This is a genomic window from Colwellia sp. MB3u-8 (assembly GCF_014076985.1).
Taxonomy (GTDB): domain Bacteria; phylum Pseudomonadota; class Gammaproteobacteria; order Enterobacterales; family Alteromonadaceae; genus Cognaticolwellia.
The window spans coordinates 207,122-224,789 of sequence record NZ_JACGVA010000030.1 but is presented as its reverse complement, the minus strand read 5'-3'; the positions used below and the strand labels follow the sequence as shown (position 1 = coordinate 224,789).

Sequence of the window (17,668 nt, the reverse complement as noted above, 5' to 3'; positions counted from 1 at the left end):
AAAAATAGTGATAAATAAAATTATAGCCAAGCAATGATAACGTTGAGCAGAACTATCATCTCTGATGTTTTTTTAATTTCTTGCTTGAAAACCTTATCGCTACCCCCACATGTTAACTATCGAGTGAGTATTGGATAATGATGTTTAATATTCACGATAAACAATCATTTTAATGTTAGTTAGAGTAGGAAGTTTCCAGATGTCTGAGACAAGCCAAAAAGAAGTTCACGGTTTTCAAACCGAAGTAAAGCAACTATTACAGTTGATGATCCACTCACTTTATTCAAATAAAGAAATATTCTTACGCGAGTTAGTTTCAAACGCTGCTGATGCCGCTGATAAATTACGTTTTAAAGCATTATCGAATGCTGATTTATATGAAGGTGACGGTGATTTACGTGTACGTGTAAGTTGCGATAAAGAAAACAATACCCTGACTATTTCTGATAACGGTATTGGTATGACGCATGATCAAATCGTTGAGCATCTAGGCACTATTGCCAAATCAGGTACGGCTGAATTTTTCTCACAACTTTCTGGCGACCAAGCGTCTGACTCACAATTAATTGGTCAATTTGGTGTCGGCTTTTACTCAGCATTTATCGTTGCTGACTCGGTCACTGTGCGTTCACGTGCTGCTGGTGTTGATGCTTCGGAAGGTGTTGAGTGGACAAGTGCCGGTGAAGGTGAATTCACTACCGCTAAAATTGAAAAAACTAACCGTGGTACTGACATTATTCTTCACTTAAAAGAAGAAGAAAGTGAGTATGCTGATGATTGGCGTTTAAAAACTATTGTCACTAAGTATTCAGACCATATCTCTGTTTCAGTTGAAATGTTAACACCGGAAGTACCGGGTGTTGACGCGATTGAAGAAGTAAAAGATGACGCAGGTGAGGTAACACAACCAGCCGTTGAAGCACGCGACGCGGTTCCTGCCACATGGGAGCCTGTGAACAAAGCCACCGCACTTTGGACACGAGAAAAGTCTGAGATTACTGACGAAGAATATAAAGAGTTTTATAAGCATGTATCACATGACTTTGGTGACCCACTTTTATGGGAACATAATAAAGTAGAAGGTAAAACTGAATATACTTCATTACTTTACATTCCATCTAAAGCACCGTTTGATATGCATAACCGTGAGAAACAGCATGGTTTAAAATTATTTGTTCAACGTGTGTTTATTATGGACGACGCCGAGCAATTCATGCCAAGTTATTTACGTTTTGTAAAAGGCTTATTGGACTCAAATGATTTGCCTTTAAACGTATCACGTGAAATTTTACAAGATAATAAAATCACGCAAGCCATACGTAAGGGTTGTACTAAACGTGTTTTAAAAATGCTTGAAAAATTGGGCAACAAAGATGCTGAGCAATATCAACTATTCTGGAACGAATTTGGTCAAGTACTAAAAGAAGGTCCAGCTGAAGATTCTTCTAATAAAGATGCTATTGCTAAACTCATGCGTTTTGCCTCTACTCATGAAGATAACAGTCTGCAAAGTGTTGCACTTGCGCAATACGTAGAACGGATGAAAGAAGGCCAAGATAAAATTTATTATGTCGTTGCTGATAGTTTTGAAGCGGCTAAAAACAGCCCTCATTTAGAAGTGTTCCGCAAAAAGGGCATTGAAGTATTATTGATGGCTGACCGTATTGATGAATGGTTAGTGAGCCATTTAACTGAGTTTGATGGTAAGCAATTACAATCAGTTACCCGTGGTGGTTTAGATTTAGGTGATATGGATGATGCTGAAACGAAAGAAGCACAAGAAAAACTTGAGCAAGAATTCGACTCAGTTGTTATTCGTATAAAAGCAGCGCTTGCAGGCAAAGCCAAAGACGTTAAAATATCACAACGCTTAACTGATTCACCTGCTTGTATTGTTGCTGATGAACATGATATGAGCAGCCAAATGATGAAGTTAATGCAATCAGTGGGTCAAGAAGTACCAGATTCATTGCCAATTTTTGAAATTAACGCTGAGCATGATTTGATCAAGCACGTTGCTGAAGAGCAAGACGATGAAAAGTTCACACAATGGACTGAAGTTTTATTTGAACAAGCCATGTTAGCAGAGCGGGGCAGTTTGAAAGACCCAGCAACTTTTGTTGCCCGTTTGAACAAACTAATGTTGAGCCTAACTAAATAAACGGCAGCCAGGTTAAATAATGATCTAGGTCATATTATCATCCGACTATCATTAGACTTTAGTCAAAAAAAGGAGCTTTTTAGCTCCTTTTTTGTTTTTTTGCACCGCTTGCTACTTGTTTGAAGCCCTTTGAATATGTATAGTGTTTGCTCTTTCACAATACTAATTCATTAATTAAATAGGGTTATACTAAATGCGCATTATTTTATTAGGTGCACCGGGTGCCGGTAAAGGGACTCAAGCACAATTCTTAATGGCTAAATTTGGCATTCCACAAATATCTACGGGTGACATGCTTCGTGCTGCGATTAAAGCAGGCACTGAACTCGGCCAAAAAGCCAAAGCAGTGATGGACGCAGGGCAGCTCGTATCTGATGAATTAATTATTGGTTTGGTTAAAGAGCGTATAGCCCAAGACGACTGTAAAGCGGGTTTCTTACTTGATGGTTTCCCACGCACAATTCCACAAGCTGATGCAATGAAAGCGAGCGGTGTTACTGTTGACCATGTTATTGAGTTTGATGTACCAGATGAAGTGATTGTTGAACGCATGGCAGGCCGTCGTGTTCATGCCGGTTCAGGTCGCGTTTATCATCTCGTTTACAATCCGCCAAAAGAAAACGGTAAAGATGATGTAACGGGTGACGATTTATCTGTGCGTCCAGATGACGAAGAAGCAACTGTACGTAAGCGCTTAGGCATTTATCACGAACAAACTAAACCATTAGTTGACTACTACCAAGGCGAAGCTAAAGCTAACGCTTGTGCTTATTTAACGATTGATGGCACACAACCAGTTGAACAAGTGAGCTCATTGTTAGATGAGAAGCTATCATAAGTTAAGCACTGAATGCTAAGTTATGAAATATGAAGCTCGCTTATGCGAGCTTTTTTATGTTTAGTATGAAGGGCTATTTTTTTGTGCTAAAAAAACCTAAGGCTTATGTAGGGTGGACTTTAGTCCATCAGGTTAAATGAAATTTAACTTTTTTTGCTATCAAGACCGACAAAAGTAAAACCTGCTGCAGATGTTTATTGCTGATCTAATTAACAGTTCGCTTAGAGTTGACGGACTAAAGTCCGACCTACAAAAAAATCACAAAACAATTCCTCCGGGCTACATTGTTACCCTTAGGCAAGGTTGGTGAGAAAGAACGGTGATATAGCTGATAAAAGCTACCTAGTACTTAAACCCTTGCTAAAGCGTTAACTCTACCTTTATTACATGCTTTAATGGGTTTTTAGCATACCAATATGGGGGATGTCATCCTCTAAGTACATTTCACTGACACGTTCAAAACCGTGCTGATTATAGTACTTCTCTAAATGTTCTTGAGCTGATATTTTCACTATGTCATTTGGGAAAAACTTCAGGCATTCAACTAAACCAACTCGCATTAGTTCGTGGCCAAGTCCTATACCACGGGCACATGAGGCAATAACGACACGACCCATACTAATGTTATCTGAATAGGTTAAGCCCTTGGGTAAAATACGTAAATATGCGGTCATAACACCGTCTTGATAGCAAAATAGATGTTGGGTTTGTGGGTGGCGGTCGTGATCATCTAAGTCAGGATAAAAACAGCTTTGCTCAACAACAAAAATATCAATCCGTAATTTTAATAAATCGTAGAGTTCATGAGTGGTTAGCTGTGAGAAGGTTTTGTTTTGCCAGATTATTTCAGTAGGTATAAGCGGTTTTTTGAGCAAATGTTTCATATTTTATCATACTTTTTCATGAGATTTAGGTGATGTACAGCCTTGTACTAGCTATTTTTTGTTACACATTTCGTTATATACTTGCGGATAAAGTCACTTGCTTCATGACGATTTTTTATTAGTTATTAGTTATTAGTTATTAGTGGTCAATTGTTATTCTTACGACGCACTTCTTACGAACCACTATGATAAATTGGTCATAGTGGTTCGTCACTTGATAAACTGTTTTATTAGTCATTGAGGTTTTATTATTGGCCGCTAAGTCGTCAATAAAGCCTGAACTAAGACCGTTTACTTCTAGCAAATTTTTAGTCGATTTTCAGTAAATCACTAGGTAGTTAGCTTACTCTCAGGTTTGATTTTATTATTCTGCTTGATTATTAATTGTTCAAAATCATCCTTTGTCAGGGGCTTTGATAATAAGTAACCTTGGCCAAAAAGACAACCGGCTTCAGTTAGAAAATCTTGCTGCTGCTCTGTTTCTATTCCTTCTGCAATAACGTCAATATTGAGCTTGCTGGCCATTACTATGATGGCTTCACATAACGCCGCATCTTTATTATTAGCAGACATATTTTGTACAAAGCTCTTATCAATCTTTAAGTAATCAATAGCATAGTTTTTAAGATAAGAAAATGAGCAATAGCCAGTACCAAAATCATCAATAGAAACAGCAATACCTTGTTGACGAACTTTATCAAGTACGTTGACAACTTCTGTTTGATTTTCCATTAACAGATTCTCCGTAATTTCAAAGGCAATGGCTTGAGGTGAAATACCTTGCGCTTTAAGAGACTCAGTCCATGCAATAATTTGCTTACCTTGATTTCTATATTGGACTGGCGAGGTATTGATACTGATCATCAGATCTTGACAATATGTTAGTCTCCAATGTTTAACCTGCTGTGATACTTCATTAAATATCCACTCACTAATCTCTGTAATGAGTCCTGCTTCCTCTGCAATAGCGATAAAGTCTGTTGGAGAGATTAAGCCTTTTTCAGGGTGCTGCCAGCGAATAAGTGCTTCAGCTTTAGCTATTTTATGATTTTCTAAGTTAACAATAGGTTGATAAACCATGTGAAATTGTTGCTGTGTAATGGCGATACGTAAGTCTTGAATAATTTCCATGCGCTTAAGGAGTTCGGTACGCATATTTTCGGTAAAGTAGTTAATGTTATTGCGCCCACGCGCCTTAGCACTATACATGGCTTGGTCGGCATTTGTTAATAAGGTATCAATACTCATGGCATCATCAGGATAAAGGGCAACACCGATACTGGTGGTACAATGAATACTCTGTTCATCAATTATATAGGGCTGGGAAAGGGTGCTTAACAATTTTTGCCCAACCTTATCAACATCGATTGCTGTGGTTGTACCGACAAGTACGACAATAAACTCATCCCCGCCTAAACGGGCAACAATATCGTTACGTCTAAGACAACTTTTTATGCGTTTAGCACTTTCGATAAGTAGAGCATCGCCAGCACTATGACCTAAAGAGTCATTAACATCTTTAAAGTTATCAAGGTCTAGCATAGCAATAGCGAGTTGTTTTTTCTCACGTTTCGCGTTGTCGACCGCCGTAGCTAGGTGTTCGAGTAATAAGTTACGGTTTGGTAATTGTGTTAAATTATCAAAATTGGCTTGCTGCCATATGATGTTATCGGCTTTATCTCGTTCAATGGCAATACAAACAAGATTAGACACTTGTTCAATTAAGGTAAAATCGATATCTTTTGGTGTTGATATTTTACGATGATAAATAGCAAAAGTCCCTAACAGATCGCCTTTATCATTAATAATGGGCTCTGACCAACAAGCGCCTAATTGAGCTTTTTTAGCTAACTGGGCCCAATTAACCCAAAAAGGATGTGTTGCAATATCGCTGACAACAACTCTTTTTTTTGTGAACGCTGCTGTGCCGCACGACCCCATGCCATAGCCAATAGTTACACCTTCTATGGCTTCGTTATAAAAATCAGGCAAACTAGGAGCAGCGCCTAACACTAAGTGTTTTCCTGATTTGTCGAGCAATAGAATACTACAGATCGCTTCAGGATATGCGTTTTCAACGTTATGTATGACGGAGTGCAATATAGTAGATAATTTACTTGAGCTGGCAATTAATTCGAGAGTGCCATTACGTAATTGGGTTAATTTATCTTTTGCTGATAATTGACGGTTTTTACTTTCCATAAACATCGAAAAGGCTAATGAAAAGATATTTGTTACAATTAAGGAGCCAATAACACGAGGTAAAGTAAAACTATCAAATTGTTGATAGGTCATAAATAATGCAATGATTATCACCAAGCTATTCAACAGGCTTGCGGCGACTGTAGGAAGTAAGTAAAAGCTGGCTATTATTATTGGAAACAGCCAAAAAATTAAACTCTCACCCTTAATGTAAATAGCTATTAAGACGGTTAGTTGAATAAAAAAAACAAGTAAGCCACTGAAAAATTTCGTTTTACTCGTATACCAAACGCCAGAAAAAATGCTCGCTATGCCCAGTATCGCAATAAGGTCAATAATAATTCCTACATTGTCGTGTGTTCGAATGCTTGAAATCAGGGCTGAAAGTAATGCTAATATTGCCGTAGCCGTTACGGTTAATAGAATTTTATCATCTAGTGAGCGACTTTTCATTTTAAAAATGATACTCCATTAATTTTTTATAGTTTAATATTATCGCTTGAAATGCTATTGAGCAATCATTTTACTTATTACCTAATATAACGAAAAATTTACGAGTATGTAATGAAAAAATATAGGTAAAACATAAGTAAAACATAAGTAAAACAAAAAATAAAACTTAAGTAAAACAAAAGCATAAAAGTAACATTTCCATTACTTTATATTCACATTGGTTGACCGGTACTTTTAAACGCTGGCTATATTTTTGAGGGTGCTTTTAGACAAGATAATCACAAATTTCTTGTTTATATTAATAACCAGTGGTGCTAAATATTAAATAAATAATGCCGTAGAAGCTTGTTATAACCAGTAGACATAAATAGAAAATTAATGAGATGGGTAAAATTTAGTGCTAACTTTTGAAGCACTAGTTTTATTTTTTACGTTATTTTTGACATTATTTAGTACTGACATTATTGAGTATTAAGGCTACTTTTTAAAAACATGCTTAGCTCACTCATTATTTAGTTCGCTAAGCTGTGATCAGTTTTACTTTTTATTATGTCTTGATTGCAATACTGCCATGACTTCACTTAGGTCAATATTTTGATCTTGCAGTAGCACTAAGGTGTGATAAAACAAGTCGGCACATTCACCTAATAAATCTTCTTTGGTTTCAGCAACGGCAGCTAACGCCACTTCGACACCTTCCTCGCCCACTTTTTGCGCTATTTTAGTGGTGCCGCGGGAAAGTAAATGTGCTGTGTAACTATCTTCTGGCGCGTCATTTTTACGACTGGCAATCACTTGCTCAAGTTGACTAAGAAAATTTTGTTGACTAATGGTTTGTTCAGGGAAACAAGACTCTGTACCTAGATGGCAAGTAGGACCTTGCGGCCGACAAGCGATGAGCAGGCTGTCTTGATCGCAATCAGTGACTACTTGGCTAACTTTTAAATAGTGACCACTGGTTTCGCCTTTGCACCAAAGTGCTTGTTTAGCGCGGCTGTAAAAGGTGGCTAAACCAGAGTCTAAAGTTTGTTCTAAAGCCTCAAGGTTCATGTAGCCTTGCATTAAAACGGCACCGGTATCTTGATGCTGAATAATGGCTGGGATCATGCCCGCCATTTTATCCCATGCCAATTGGCTAACATTGTCTTGTGTAATTAGCATAATCTGATCTCAACTTTTTCATTTTTAAGGGTTTGCTTTAATTCATCCATCGCTATAATAGCTTTGTGGAAAACACTAGCAGCGAGCGCGCCGTCAACATCTGCTTGCTGAAAAACATCAACAAAATGTGATATTTCACCAGCACCACCTGAAGCGATTAACGGCACATTGCACAGTTTACGCACTTGGCTAAGTTGCTTAATATCATAGCCTTGGCGAACACCGTCTTGATTCATGCAATTGAGTACAATTTCACCGGCGCCTAATCTTTGTACTTCTTGGATCCAATCTAGGGTGCGCCATTTAGTTTTTTGTGTCCGGGTTTCATCGCCGGTAAATTGGTAAACTTGGTATTCACCCGCACCATTATTAGCGTCTTGATTGAAAAAGCTATCAACGCCAACCACAATACACTGCTGACCAAAAATATCGGCTAAACGCGATATTAAGCTTGGGTCTCTTAACGCCGGTGAATTAATGGATATTTTATCCGCACCCATCATTAAAATCTGCTTTGCATCTGCTTCGGTTTTTATACCACCGGCAACACAAAAGGGAATGTCGATAACTTGAGCAATGCGACTAACCCAGCTTTTGTCTACTACACGGTCATCTGAGCTGGCGGTAATATCATAGAAAACCAGTTCGTCGGCACCCGCTTGTGCATACTTTTGCGCCAGCGGTACTATGTCGCCAATAATTTCATGGTTACGAAACTGCACACCTTTTACTACTTTACCATCGCGAACATCAAGACAAGGAATTATGCGTTTGGCCAGCATGCGATTGCCTCCTCTAACGTAAACTTACCTTCAAGCAGTGAGCGACCCAGTATGACGCCATCAACACCCGTGGGTATTAGGGCTTTTATGTCATCTAATGAGCCAATGCCGCCAGACGCTTGCCATTTTATGCTGGGATATTGCTGACAAAGTTCTTGATACAAGGCAACATTACTACCGGTTAATGTACCGTCTTTACTAATGTCCGTACACAAAACATGAATTAAACCGGCAGCAATGTAATCATCTAATAAGGCTTCTAAATTAACGCCACTGTCTTTTATCCAACCGTGTGTAGGTAGGGTTTTATTACCCATAGCATCTATTTTTACATCGAGTGCTAGCACAATACGTTCACCACCAAATTCGGTTAACCATGCTTGCACTAATGTTGGCTCTTTGATGGCGAGTGAGCCAATAACAATACGGTCAGCGCCTAAGTTAAGTAGCTGTTGCACGTCTTCTTTACAACGCACACCGCCACCCACTTGAATGATCATGCTGTCGTGTTTTACTAAGCTTGCTAGTAAAGTTAATTGGCGTTTATTGCTGTCTTTTGCACCGTCTAAGTCAACAAAGTGCATGACAGTTGCACCCGCTTTAGCATAAGCATTTTGTCGTTCTTTTGCAGTGTATTGATAGTTGGTTTTTTGTTGGTAATCACCTTGAAATAATCGCACGACTTCGCCGTCAATTAAATCGATTGCTGGGATCATCATGGCTTACATCTCCAAGAAATTCTTAATTATTTTACTACCAAGCGCACTAGAGCGTTCAGGATGAAATTGGCAACCGATAAAGTTATCCTTGGCAATGGCAGCAGAAAATTCACTACCATAGTGGCAGCGGGCAACAGTATATTCAGAAATGGGCGCCGCAAAGCTATGCACAAAGTAGAAATAGTCATCAACCTTGATGCCGGTAAATATGGCATGGTCGCTAACCTGAGTTAGGGTATTCCAGCCCATATGTGGCAAACGTAAGGTATTAGCCTCAAGCGGGCGAATATCGGTAGGGATCAAGCCTAAACATTCAACCACTTCATCTTTACCTACACCTTCAGCAGAAGTACGAGCCATTAATTGCATGCCCAAACAAAAACCTAATACCGGCTGGGTAAGCCGTTGTAGCGTAGCCACTAAACCTTTTGCCCTGATATTTTCCATGGCGTGGCGAGCACTGCCCACACCAGGTAAAATAACTTTGTCAGCATTTTTAATGACCTTGATGTCATCAGAAATAGTAATAGCAAAACCTAAACGTTCGACGGCAAACTTTACCGATGCCAGGTTTGCACAACCTGTGTCAACAATAACAAAGTTAGCTTGCGAGTTTTCACTCATGCTATAAACATCCCTTTGTGCTGGGTAGATCATCACCGTCAACCGCTATGGCTTGACGCAAAGCACGACCAAATACTTTAAATAAGCTTTCGACTTGGTGATGACAATTGCCTTCAGTGGTTGAAAGGTGCAGGGTGATTGCCATCGAGTCAGCTAATGAACGAAAGAAATGTGGCACCATTTGGGTCGACATTTGTCCGACCATATTATCTGTAAATTTGGCGTCAAATTCTAACCAAGGACGACCAGAAAGATCAATCGAGCACTCAGCACGACATTCGTCCATAGGTAAAACAAAACCAAAGCGACCAATACCGCGTTTGTCACCCAAGGCTTGCTTAAGCGCTTGGCCTAAGGCTAAAGCTGTGTCTTCAACACTGTGGTGTTCGTCAATGTGGTAGTCACCATCAACACTAACTTGCATGCTAAAACCACCATGTGCAGCAATTTGTTCAAGCATGTGATCAAAAAATCCTAAACCGGTTTTGATCTTAATATCACCGATTTTATCAAGGTTGATGGCCACATTGATATTGGTTTCTTTTGTTGTTCTAACCACTTTCGCTACTCTTGAGCTAGTCAGTAGTTGCTCAGCAATGTCGTTCCAATTAAGCGATTGACGGTTATATTTAAGCGCTTTAATACCCATGTTGGCCGCAAGCGCGATATCAGTGTCTCGGTCGCCAATAACATAAGAGTTGGCAAAGTTAACTTTACCTTGCTGTAAATAGTCACTGACTAAGCCTAATTTAGGTTTGCGGCAGCTACAATTGTCTGCTTCAAAATGTGGGCAAAGTAGTACCTCGTCAAAGTTAATCCCTTGCGAGGCAAACATGGCCATCATTTTGTCATGTGGCAAGTCAAAGTCACTTTGTGGGTAGCTTGTGGTACCTAAGCCGTCTTGGTTTGACACCATGACTAAGCGAAAGCCTTTTTTCTGCAAGGCAATTAACACCGGGATCACGTTAGGTTCAAAAACTAACTTGGCTAAACTATCGACTTGCTTATCGCTAATCGGCTCTTCAATTAAAGTACCGTCTCGGTCGATAAATAAAATATTTTGTTGGCTCATATTAATTCTCTTTTGCCAGCGTTTGGGCTGTTGTTGTGATAAAACTATTGATGATAGTTTGCTGTAATAGGTCAAGTTCGCGTTCACTACCAATACTGATGCGTAAACAGTTGGCTAAATTTTGCTGTTTTGATTGATCACGGATTAAAATACCTTGTTCTACCAAGCCATTAAAAATAAAGTTTTTTACTGCTTCATTTTGACAACGAAACAAAACAAAATTTGCATCACTTTTAAATACTTGGCTGCACCAACTTTGCTGGGTTAGCCAGGTGGTTAATTGTTTACGTAAAATTTCAGTTTCTTGTACGCGAATACTCACTTGTTCTAGGCCAGATGGCGCTAAAGCGGCACTAGCAATATCGGCAACGGGCGCAGATATTGGGTAAGGCGCTATAACTTTACTGATCATCGAAATAATGTCTTGATTAGCTAGGGTAAATCCGCAACGTAAACCGGCTAAAGCAAAGGCTTTTGACAGCGTTCTTAAAATCACTAAATGTGGATATGTTTTAAGCCAGCTAGACACAGATTGTTCAGGGCTAAACTCGATATAGGCTTCATCAACCACAACAATGGCTGAGTCGACAAAGAGTTCAAGCACGGTTTTAATATCTTGTTGTGCCAGTAAATTACCCGTTGGGTTACCTGGCGAGCACAAAAATACCACTTTGGCTTGACCCACTTGTGCTTTTAACCCGGCTAAATCTAACGACAACTCTGTGGTTAATGGCACTTTAATAATACCGGCACCATGATTTTCAGCGCTAATAGCATACATGCCATAAGTGGGTGGACAAATAACAATGCTGTCTTGATAGGCTTGGCAAAAGGTTCTGATGATCAGCTCTATGCCTTCATCTGCGCCGCGAGTGGCTAACATGTTTTCTGCGGCTATAGCACTATAAGCACTATAAGCATTGATCAAGTTTTCTGGTTGAAAGTCAGGGTAGCGATTGATGCTGTCGCTGCTGACTTGGTATATACCGGGACCTGAAGCTTCGTTAGCGTTGAGCCAAATTTTGCCTTGTATTGCACCACTGCTAGCATAAAGTCTGCGCGCAGACTGGTAAGGCACCATATCTATGAGTTCTTTGCGGGCAAGTTTGTTTGCAATGCTCATTTATGCCTCCGTACTCTGGTTGGAGCTGCTGTTGCTCTGTCGATCAAAATCAGCTTTTGTGTTTTTTCCTGTCGGCACTAACGGCGCTTCTAAGCGAATAGTAACGGCACGTTTATGACCGTCTAGCCCTTCAGCATCGGTGAGTTCGCAAATACATTCCGCCAAACTACTTAAGCCTTGACGCGTAATTTCTTGCACAGTAAAGCGTCTTGAAAAGTCAGCCAATGACAAACTACTGATCACTTTTGAATAACCATAAGTGGGTAGTACATGATTGGTACCGCTAGCATAATCACCCGCCGATTCTGGCGTATACGCGCCAACAAAAATTGAACCGGCATTACGTAGCTCAGTTAATAACTGCTGAGCATTGTCGGTTTGAATAATTAAGTGTTCTGGCCCATATTCATTTGATATTTCAACGGCTTGTGCTAAATCTTTAGTCAGTATTAAGCGACTTTGCTGTAAGGCTTGGCGCGCTATTTCTGCTCGTGATAACAGGGTGAGTTGCTCTGCTAAGGCTAACTGAACGGCATTGATGAGTGCCATACTATCTGATAACAAAATAACTTGGCTATCGGGACCGTGTTCGGCTTGCGATAATAAATCAGCGGCGACAAATCCTGCATTAGCATTGGCGTCTGCTATGACGAGCACTTCTGATGGTCCTGCTGGCATATCAATAGCAAAACCATTCACTTGCTGTGATAATTGCTTTTTGGCTTCGGTAACATATTTATTGCCCGGACCAAAAATTTTGTTCACCGCTTTAATTGTTTGCGTACCAAAAGCTAATGCAGCACAAGCTTGTGCGCCACCGACACTATATATTTCTTCAATATCGCATAATGAAGCCGCCACTAGAATTTCGTCCGCTAATTGGCCCTCTTTATTGGGCGGGCACACTAGGACTTTGCGTGGGCATTGTGCTAGTTGTGCGGGTACACCTAACATTAATACCGTTGAGGGTAATGGTGCGCTACCGGCTGGAATATACAAACCCACACTAGCAATAGCTTCAGTTTTTAAGGTACATACCACACCAGGCGTAGTTTCAACACGAATGTCAGCACTAATTTGTGCTTGGTGAAAACGTTTAATTTGCCCATAAGCTGTTTCAATGGCTTTTAATCGTTTAGGCGTTAATCTGGTTTTTGCTGCAGCAATTTGCTCTGCTGTCACTGTTAAAGTGTCAAGCAAGACACCATCAAACTTTTCGGTAAAATCGAATAAGGCTTTATCACCGTTTTTTCTTACATTGGTGAGAATATTTTCTACTTGTTGTGATAACAAACCGCTTTCTGCAATGGCCGGGCGGGCAAGCGCATAATTACGTTCAGTACTGGACAAGTTTTCCCAAGTGATTAGGTCTTTTAGTCTATTGGGATTTTGGTTGTTTATATTCATACGTTAGCCCATCATTTTTTCAATTGGCATTACTAAAATAGAGTTACAACCTAAAGCGTTAAGTTGCTCCATGGTTTCCCAAAAAAATGTTTCTGTCGCGACAACGTGCACAGCAACAATGTCTTCACGTCCGGCTAAAGGTAATATAGTGGGTGTTTCTTTACCTGGCATAAGCGCACTGACTTGGGCGATTTTGTCTTTGGGTGCATGCAGCATGATGTATTTGCTTTCTTTGGCTTTCATCACGCCTTGAATACGAGGTAATAAAGTGTCAAGAATCGCTTGTTTCTCTGGTATTAAAGCTTTATTGGTTTGAATTAATGACGCGTGTGAGCGAAAAATTTCTGCCACTTCAACTAAACCATTCGCTTCTAATGTTGCGCCTGTAGATACTATGTCACAAATGCCATCAGACAAGCCAACACGAGGCGCGACTTCAACAGAGCCTTTTAGTAAGCAAAATTCGACGTTGATACCGTTGTTTTTGGCAAAACGATTTAGTAACTGTGGATAGGTGGTGGCAAATCTAAGGCCATCTAGACTTTTTATACCTTTATAATCAAAGCCTTCTGGCATGGCTATTGACAAACGGCAGCCGCCAAAGTTTAAACCTAAGGTGCGAATATATTTTGATTTTTGGCCCATTAACTCACGCTCTAATGCGGCTTCTTCCAAGGTGTTGTCGCCAACGATACCTAAATCACAAACGCCGTCCATGACCAAGCCTGGAATATCGCTACTACGTACGCGCATGATATCAATGGGCATATTAGAAACATGAGCAAGTAATAGGCGATCAGAGACATTAAGTTTAAGGCCACAACGCTTTAATAACGCTTGTGTGTCGTCGCTTAAGCGACCTGATTTTTGCATTGCAATGCGTAAACGTGGTTCTGTTGTCATGATTTTTCCTATTAATTTTTAAATTTTTTGTGCTATTTAGTCGCTTTTTATGTGTTTTATCATTGTTCAAAAAAGCATGTATATACAATTTCAAAGCCATAAAAATGCGAAAACCCCCGAGAGATGAACTCTTTCGGGGGTTTAGAAATTAATTTTTATTTATCTTACACCGCTGAAAGGTTCATAGCCCTCAGCGAATAAACCTGAGCAGCTAATCTGTATGATGATGGTGATGAATGGCAATCAAGTTTAAAGTCATGTTGTATTTACTCTATTATTGCTTCAGTTAGCATAGTTGTAAGATAATAATTTATTTGGCTATTTTCTAAATTAAAGCGCTACTTTTAAGTTACTTTAAATGATTCTATAAAAGCTATTGAAAAAAGACAAAAACTTTTTAAAGTACTTACTTTAATTTAGATTTAACGATACGTGGATTCTTAAGTTAGAGCAAGTGTTTAATGTTAACTCAATATGATTTTTTGAACTAAGCTAGTATTGTTTTGTTCTAAAATGTGTAGCGTAAAAAAGGTAAAGGTTAAGTGAGTATTGCCGATAGATAACCATGACTATATAACGATGACAAAGCAGAGATGTTTTATTTTAATCAGGGGGCATAACAATGGACATTTTCACTACCGTATTAACCCGTGTTGTCCCTGTGCCTATAAAACCTGCTAGTTTAAAAGTTAAGGCCTTGATGAAAGCGGCTGCAACTCATGTTGTTTCTGACGATATAGACGGTTTAGAGGAACCGGCATTATATTTTAAAAAATCGTCTGATCAAGAAGAAAGCACTGACAAAACAGCGCCAGAGGTGGTTGAAGCAACGCCAGTGCCAGCCGATAATACCGGTCAAAATATTGATGTTTTTGAGGATAGTGAGTGCACACATTCAGAAAAAGATGATAAACCCCACCTAGATATTTTTGTATAAAATTTAGCTATTGGCATAAAAGCCGAGTTAGGCTGACTGAGTTAAGCTAGCTAAATTAAGCGGCTAGTATCAATGCATGATTTAAGGTATAGGCTGTGCTTATTGCCACCTGACTGTTTATTTCATTCTCCACACTACTCTCCACTCCACTATTCATTCTACGCTCCATGCTATTTTTCACCTTAGCCTGTATTTTATTGGGTATTTTAATGTTTTTAAATCTGCATTATATTAGCGCTATTATTAGTCAAGCTTAGCGTTATTTTTCCTGTTATTTTTGTCTGTGATGATTATAATGAGCGCAAATTTATCAATGTCGTACCTTTATGAGTGCTGTTGAACATGCGTTTTCACATCAAGGTGCCTTAGCGAAAGCTATTAATGGCTTTTCGCCACGCCAAGCTCAGTTAGATATGGCACTAGAAGTTGCTAAAGCTATCGAGCAAAAAAGTTCGCTCATTGTTGAAGCGGGCACAGGTACGGGCAAAACATTTGCCTACCTAATTCCGGCGTTATTGGCTAACAAAGCCAATGCTGAAAATAATGAGGGACAGAAAAAAATTATTGTTTCAACCGGAACAAAAAACCTCCAAGAACAATTATTTCATAAAGACTTACCCTTAATTCGCCAAGCACTGGCCAGTAATGCACAAGTGGCGTTATTAAAAGGCCGCGCCAACTACCTTTGTATATATCGTTTGGAGCAATATCAACAATCGCGTGGCCAACTTGACGCGCAAACATTGGCTGATTTTGTCAAAGTGCGATCTTGGGCCAATGGCACACAAAGTGGTGATATTGGTGAGTTAGTTAATGTGACTGAAGGCTCGCCGGTATTTCCGTTTGTGACCAGTACTGTTGATAACTGTCTCGCCAAAGAATGCCCTAATATTGAAAGTTGCTACTTAATTAAAGCGCGTACAAAAGCTATTGATGCCGATCTTGTGGTGGTAAATCATCATTTGTTTTTTGCTGATATGGCGCTAAAAGACAGCGGTTTTGGTGAGTTAATCCCTAAAGCTGATGTGATGATTTTTGATGAAGCCCATCAAATTGCTGATATAGCCAGTGAATATTTTGGTGAGGCGTTTTCCACACGACAGTTACTGGATCTTTGTAGCGATGTTTTACAGGTTTACAGAACAGAATTAACCGACGTAAAACAGTTGGCAAAGGCAGCAGAAAAGCTGTTGAAAACCAGTCAAGAATTTCGTCTACTTTTTAGTTACGATCCCGAGCGCGGCAACTGGCGAGAAAAACACCAACAGCAAAAGTTTGCTCATGCCTTTAGCTTATTAAAAACAGATTTAGACTTTCTTTATCAAGTGATCAAACTTTGTGTTTCGCGTAACGAGGCGATTGATCATTGCTTTGACCGAGCGTTAAATCTATTAACGCAATATGAAGTGATGGCTGATGTAAATGCTATGGGCATGAGCTTTTGGTATGAAACCACGCCACGGCATGTTGTGCTACATAAAACACCCTTATCGGTGGCAGATAAGTTTGGTACTTACGTAAAAGAATCAGGTGCGGGTTGGATATTTACTTCAGCAACGCTTGCTGTTGATGGCGAGTTTAAACATTTTTCTAGTCATTTAGGTATAGAGCATTCGGCCAGTTTGTTACTGGATAGCCCGTTTGATTATGCGAAACAATGCCAATTAATTATTCCGCGTTATTTGCCATCCGCTAATGATATCAATCGTGCTAAAGCCTTAAGTGAGCTTGCTATTCCCTTAATTGCAGCCAGTGCTGGCGCCTGTTTTATGCTGTTTACCAGTTACCGTGTTATGCACCAAGTTGCTGAGTTATTAGCTGAGCGTATTGATAACCCATTACTGGTGCAAGGACAAATGGGTAAGCGTAAGTTATTAGAGCAATTTGTTGAGCAAGACAGTGCTGTGTTGCTTGCCACAGCAAGTTTTTGGGAAGGCGTTGATGTTAGAGGTGATAAACTTACCTGTGTGATAATTGACAAATTGCCGTTTGCTTCACCGAACGACCCTTTATTGCAGGCCCGTAGTGAAGATGTAAAACGACAAGGCAAAGACCCATTCGCACAAATTCAATTACCCCAAGCGGTTATTGCCTTAAAGCAAGGGGTAGGGCGCTTGATTCGTGATGTTAATGACAAGGGTATACTGGTTATCTGTGATGACCGACTGGTTAATCGTCCATACGGAGAAGTTTTTCTCAAGAGTTTACCTGACATGAAGCGCAGTAGAGATATTAACCAAGCCGCAGAGTTTTTAGCACAACTGGTTGGTCGCGAATAACTTTTATCGTCAATAAAGTTTGCCACGATCCAACTTGCTGTTGATTGCAGTTGAAAGAATGCTTGTTTAGACGAGAAGATTTTATCTGGCTTAAAGTTTACCTGAGTTAAAGTTCTCTAGGCT

The 17,668-nt window shown here is 39.7% G+C and carries 14 protein-coding genes and 1 other annotated feature; of the genes, 4 read left to right on the top strand and 10 right to left on the bottom strand.

What is annotated here, in order from left to right; translation table 11 throughout:
• Nucleotides 1–199: 199 nt before the first annotated feature.
• Nucleotides 200–2,161 (top strand): molecular chaperone HtpG, encoded by a 1,962-nt coding sequence (gene htpG / locus H4J54_RS01155; protein WP_182188997.1) that lies wholly within the window; start codon nucleotides 200–202, stop codon nucleotides 2,159–2,161.
• Nucleotides 2,162–2,354: 193 nt separating this feature from the next.
• Nucleotides 2,355–2,999, top strand: a complete 645-nt coding sequence (adk, locus tag H4J54_RS01150; protein ID WP_182137584.1) for an adenylate kinase — start codon at nucleotides 2,355–2,357, stop codon at nucleotides 2,997–2,999.
• Between the two features lie 392 nt (nucleotides 3,000–3,391).
• Here the strand turns inward: adk and H4J54_RS01145 are convergent, their stop codons facing one another.
• From H4J54_RS01145 to hisG, 10 genes are all read right to left on the bottom strand, one after another.
• The gene (locus tag H4J54_RS01145) at nucleotides 3,392–3,883 is read right to left on the bottom strand and encodes a GNAT family N-acetyltransferase (RefSeq protein WP_182188996.1); all 492 of its coding nucleotides are present in this window, start codon (nucleotides 3,881–3,883) and stop codon (nucleotides 3,392–3,394) included.
• A 330-nt stretch (nucleotides 3,884–4,213) separates the two neighbouring features.
• Nucleotides 4,214–6,538, bottom strand: coding sequence for an EAL domain-containing protein (locus H4J54_RS01140; RefSeq protein WP_182188995.1), 2,325 nt, complete (start codon nucleotides 6,536–6,538; stop codon nucleotides 4,214–4,216).
• A 537-nt stretch (nucleotides 6,539–7,075) separates the two neighbouring features.
• The gene (hisIE, locus tag H4J54_RS01135) at nucleotides 7,076–7,699 is read right to left on the bottom strand and encodes a bifunctional phosphoribosyl-AMP cyclohydrolase/phosphoribosyl-ATP diphosphatase HisIE (protein ID WP_182188994.1); all 624 of its coding nucleotides are present in this window, start codon (nucleotides 7,697–7,699) and stop codon (nucleotides 7,076–7,078) included.
• Nucleotides 7,693–8,481, bottom strand: a complete 789-nt coding sequence (gene hisF, locus H4J54_RS01130) for an imidazole glycerol phosphate synthase subunit HisF (protein ID WP_182188993.1) — start codon at nucleotides 8,479–8,481, stop codon at nucleotides 7,693–7,695. Before hisF ends, hisIE begins: the two co-directional genes overlap by 7 nt.
• Entirely contained in the window at nucleotides 8,463–9,200 is a 738-nt protein-coding gene (hisA, locus tag H4J54_RS01125; RefSeq protein WP_182188992.1) for a 1-(5-phosphoribosyl)-5-[(5-phosphoribosylamino)methylideneamino]imidazole-4-carboxamide isomerase, read from the bottom strand. The genes hisF and hisA overlap by 19 nt, the downstream gene beginning before the upstream one ends.
• 3 nt (nucleotides 9,201–9,203) lie before the next feature.
• Nucleotides 9,204–9,824 (bottom strand): imidazole glycerol phosphate synthase subunit HisH, encoded by a 621-nt coding sequence (gene hisH, locus H4J54_RS01120; protein WP_182188991.1) that lies wholly within the window; start codon nucleotides 9,822–9,824, stop codon nucleotides 9,204–9,206.
• A gap of 1 nt (nucleotide 9,825) precedes the next feature.
• Nucleotides 9,826–10,896, bottom strand: a complete 1,071-nt coding sequence (hisB, locus tag H4J54_RS01115; protein WP_182188990.1) for a bifunctional histidinol-phosphatase/imidazoleglycerol-phosphate dehydratase HisB — start codon at nucleotides 10,894–10,896, stop codon at nucleotides 9,826–9,828.
• Between the two features lies 1 nt (nucleotide 10,897).
• The gene (hisC, locus tag H4J54_RS01110; RefSeq protein WP_182188989.1) at nucleotides 10,898–12,019 is read right to left on the bottom strand and encodes a histidinol-phosphate transaminase; all 1,122 of its coding nucleotides are present in this window, start codon (nucleotides 12,017–12,019) and stop codon (nucleotides 10,898–10,900) included.
• Nucleotides 12,020–13,426, bottom strand: a complete 1,407-nt coding sequence (gene hisD, locus H4J54_RS01105) for a histidinol dehydrogenase (RefSeq protein WP_182188988.1) — start codon at nucleotides 13,424–13,426, stop codon at nucleotides 12,020–12,022.
• Between the two features lie 3 nt (nucleotides 13,427–13,429).
• Nucleotides 13,430–14,329 carry an ATP phosphoribosyltransferase gene (gene hisG / locus H4J54_RS01100; protein ID WP_182188987.1) on the bottom strand — a complete coding sequence of 300 codons (900 nt, stop codon included), beginning with the start codon at nucleotides 14,327–14,329 and terminating at the stop codon, nucleotides 13,430–13,432.
• A gap of 104 nt (nucleotides 14,330–14,433) precedes the next feature.
• Nucleotides 14,434–14,565 (bottom strand) — a sequence feature (His leader region).
• Between the two features lie 386 nt (nucleotides 14,566–14,951).
• Between hisG and H4J54_RS01095 the strand changes: the two genes are divergently transcribed.
• Together H4J54_RS01095 and H4J54_RS01090 are read left to right on the top strand one after the other, a co-directional pair.
• Nucleotides 14,952–15,266 (top strand): hypothetical protein, encoded by a 315-nt coding sequence (locus H4J54_RS01095; RefSeq protein WP_182188986.1) that lies wholly within the window; start codon nucleotides 14,952–14,954, stop codon nucleotides 15,264–15,266.
• 326 nt (nucleotides 15,267–15,592) lie between these two features.
• On the top strand, nucleotides 15,593–17,545 hold the full coding sequence (locus H4J54_RS01090) for an ATP-dependent DNA helicase (RefSeq protein WP_182188985.1): 1,953 nt from the start codon (nucleotides 15,593–15,595) through the stop codon (nucleotides 17,543–17,545).
• Nucleotides 17,546–17,668: the final 123 nt, after the last annotated feature.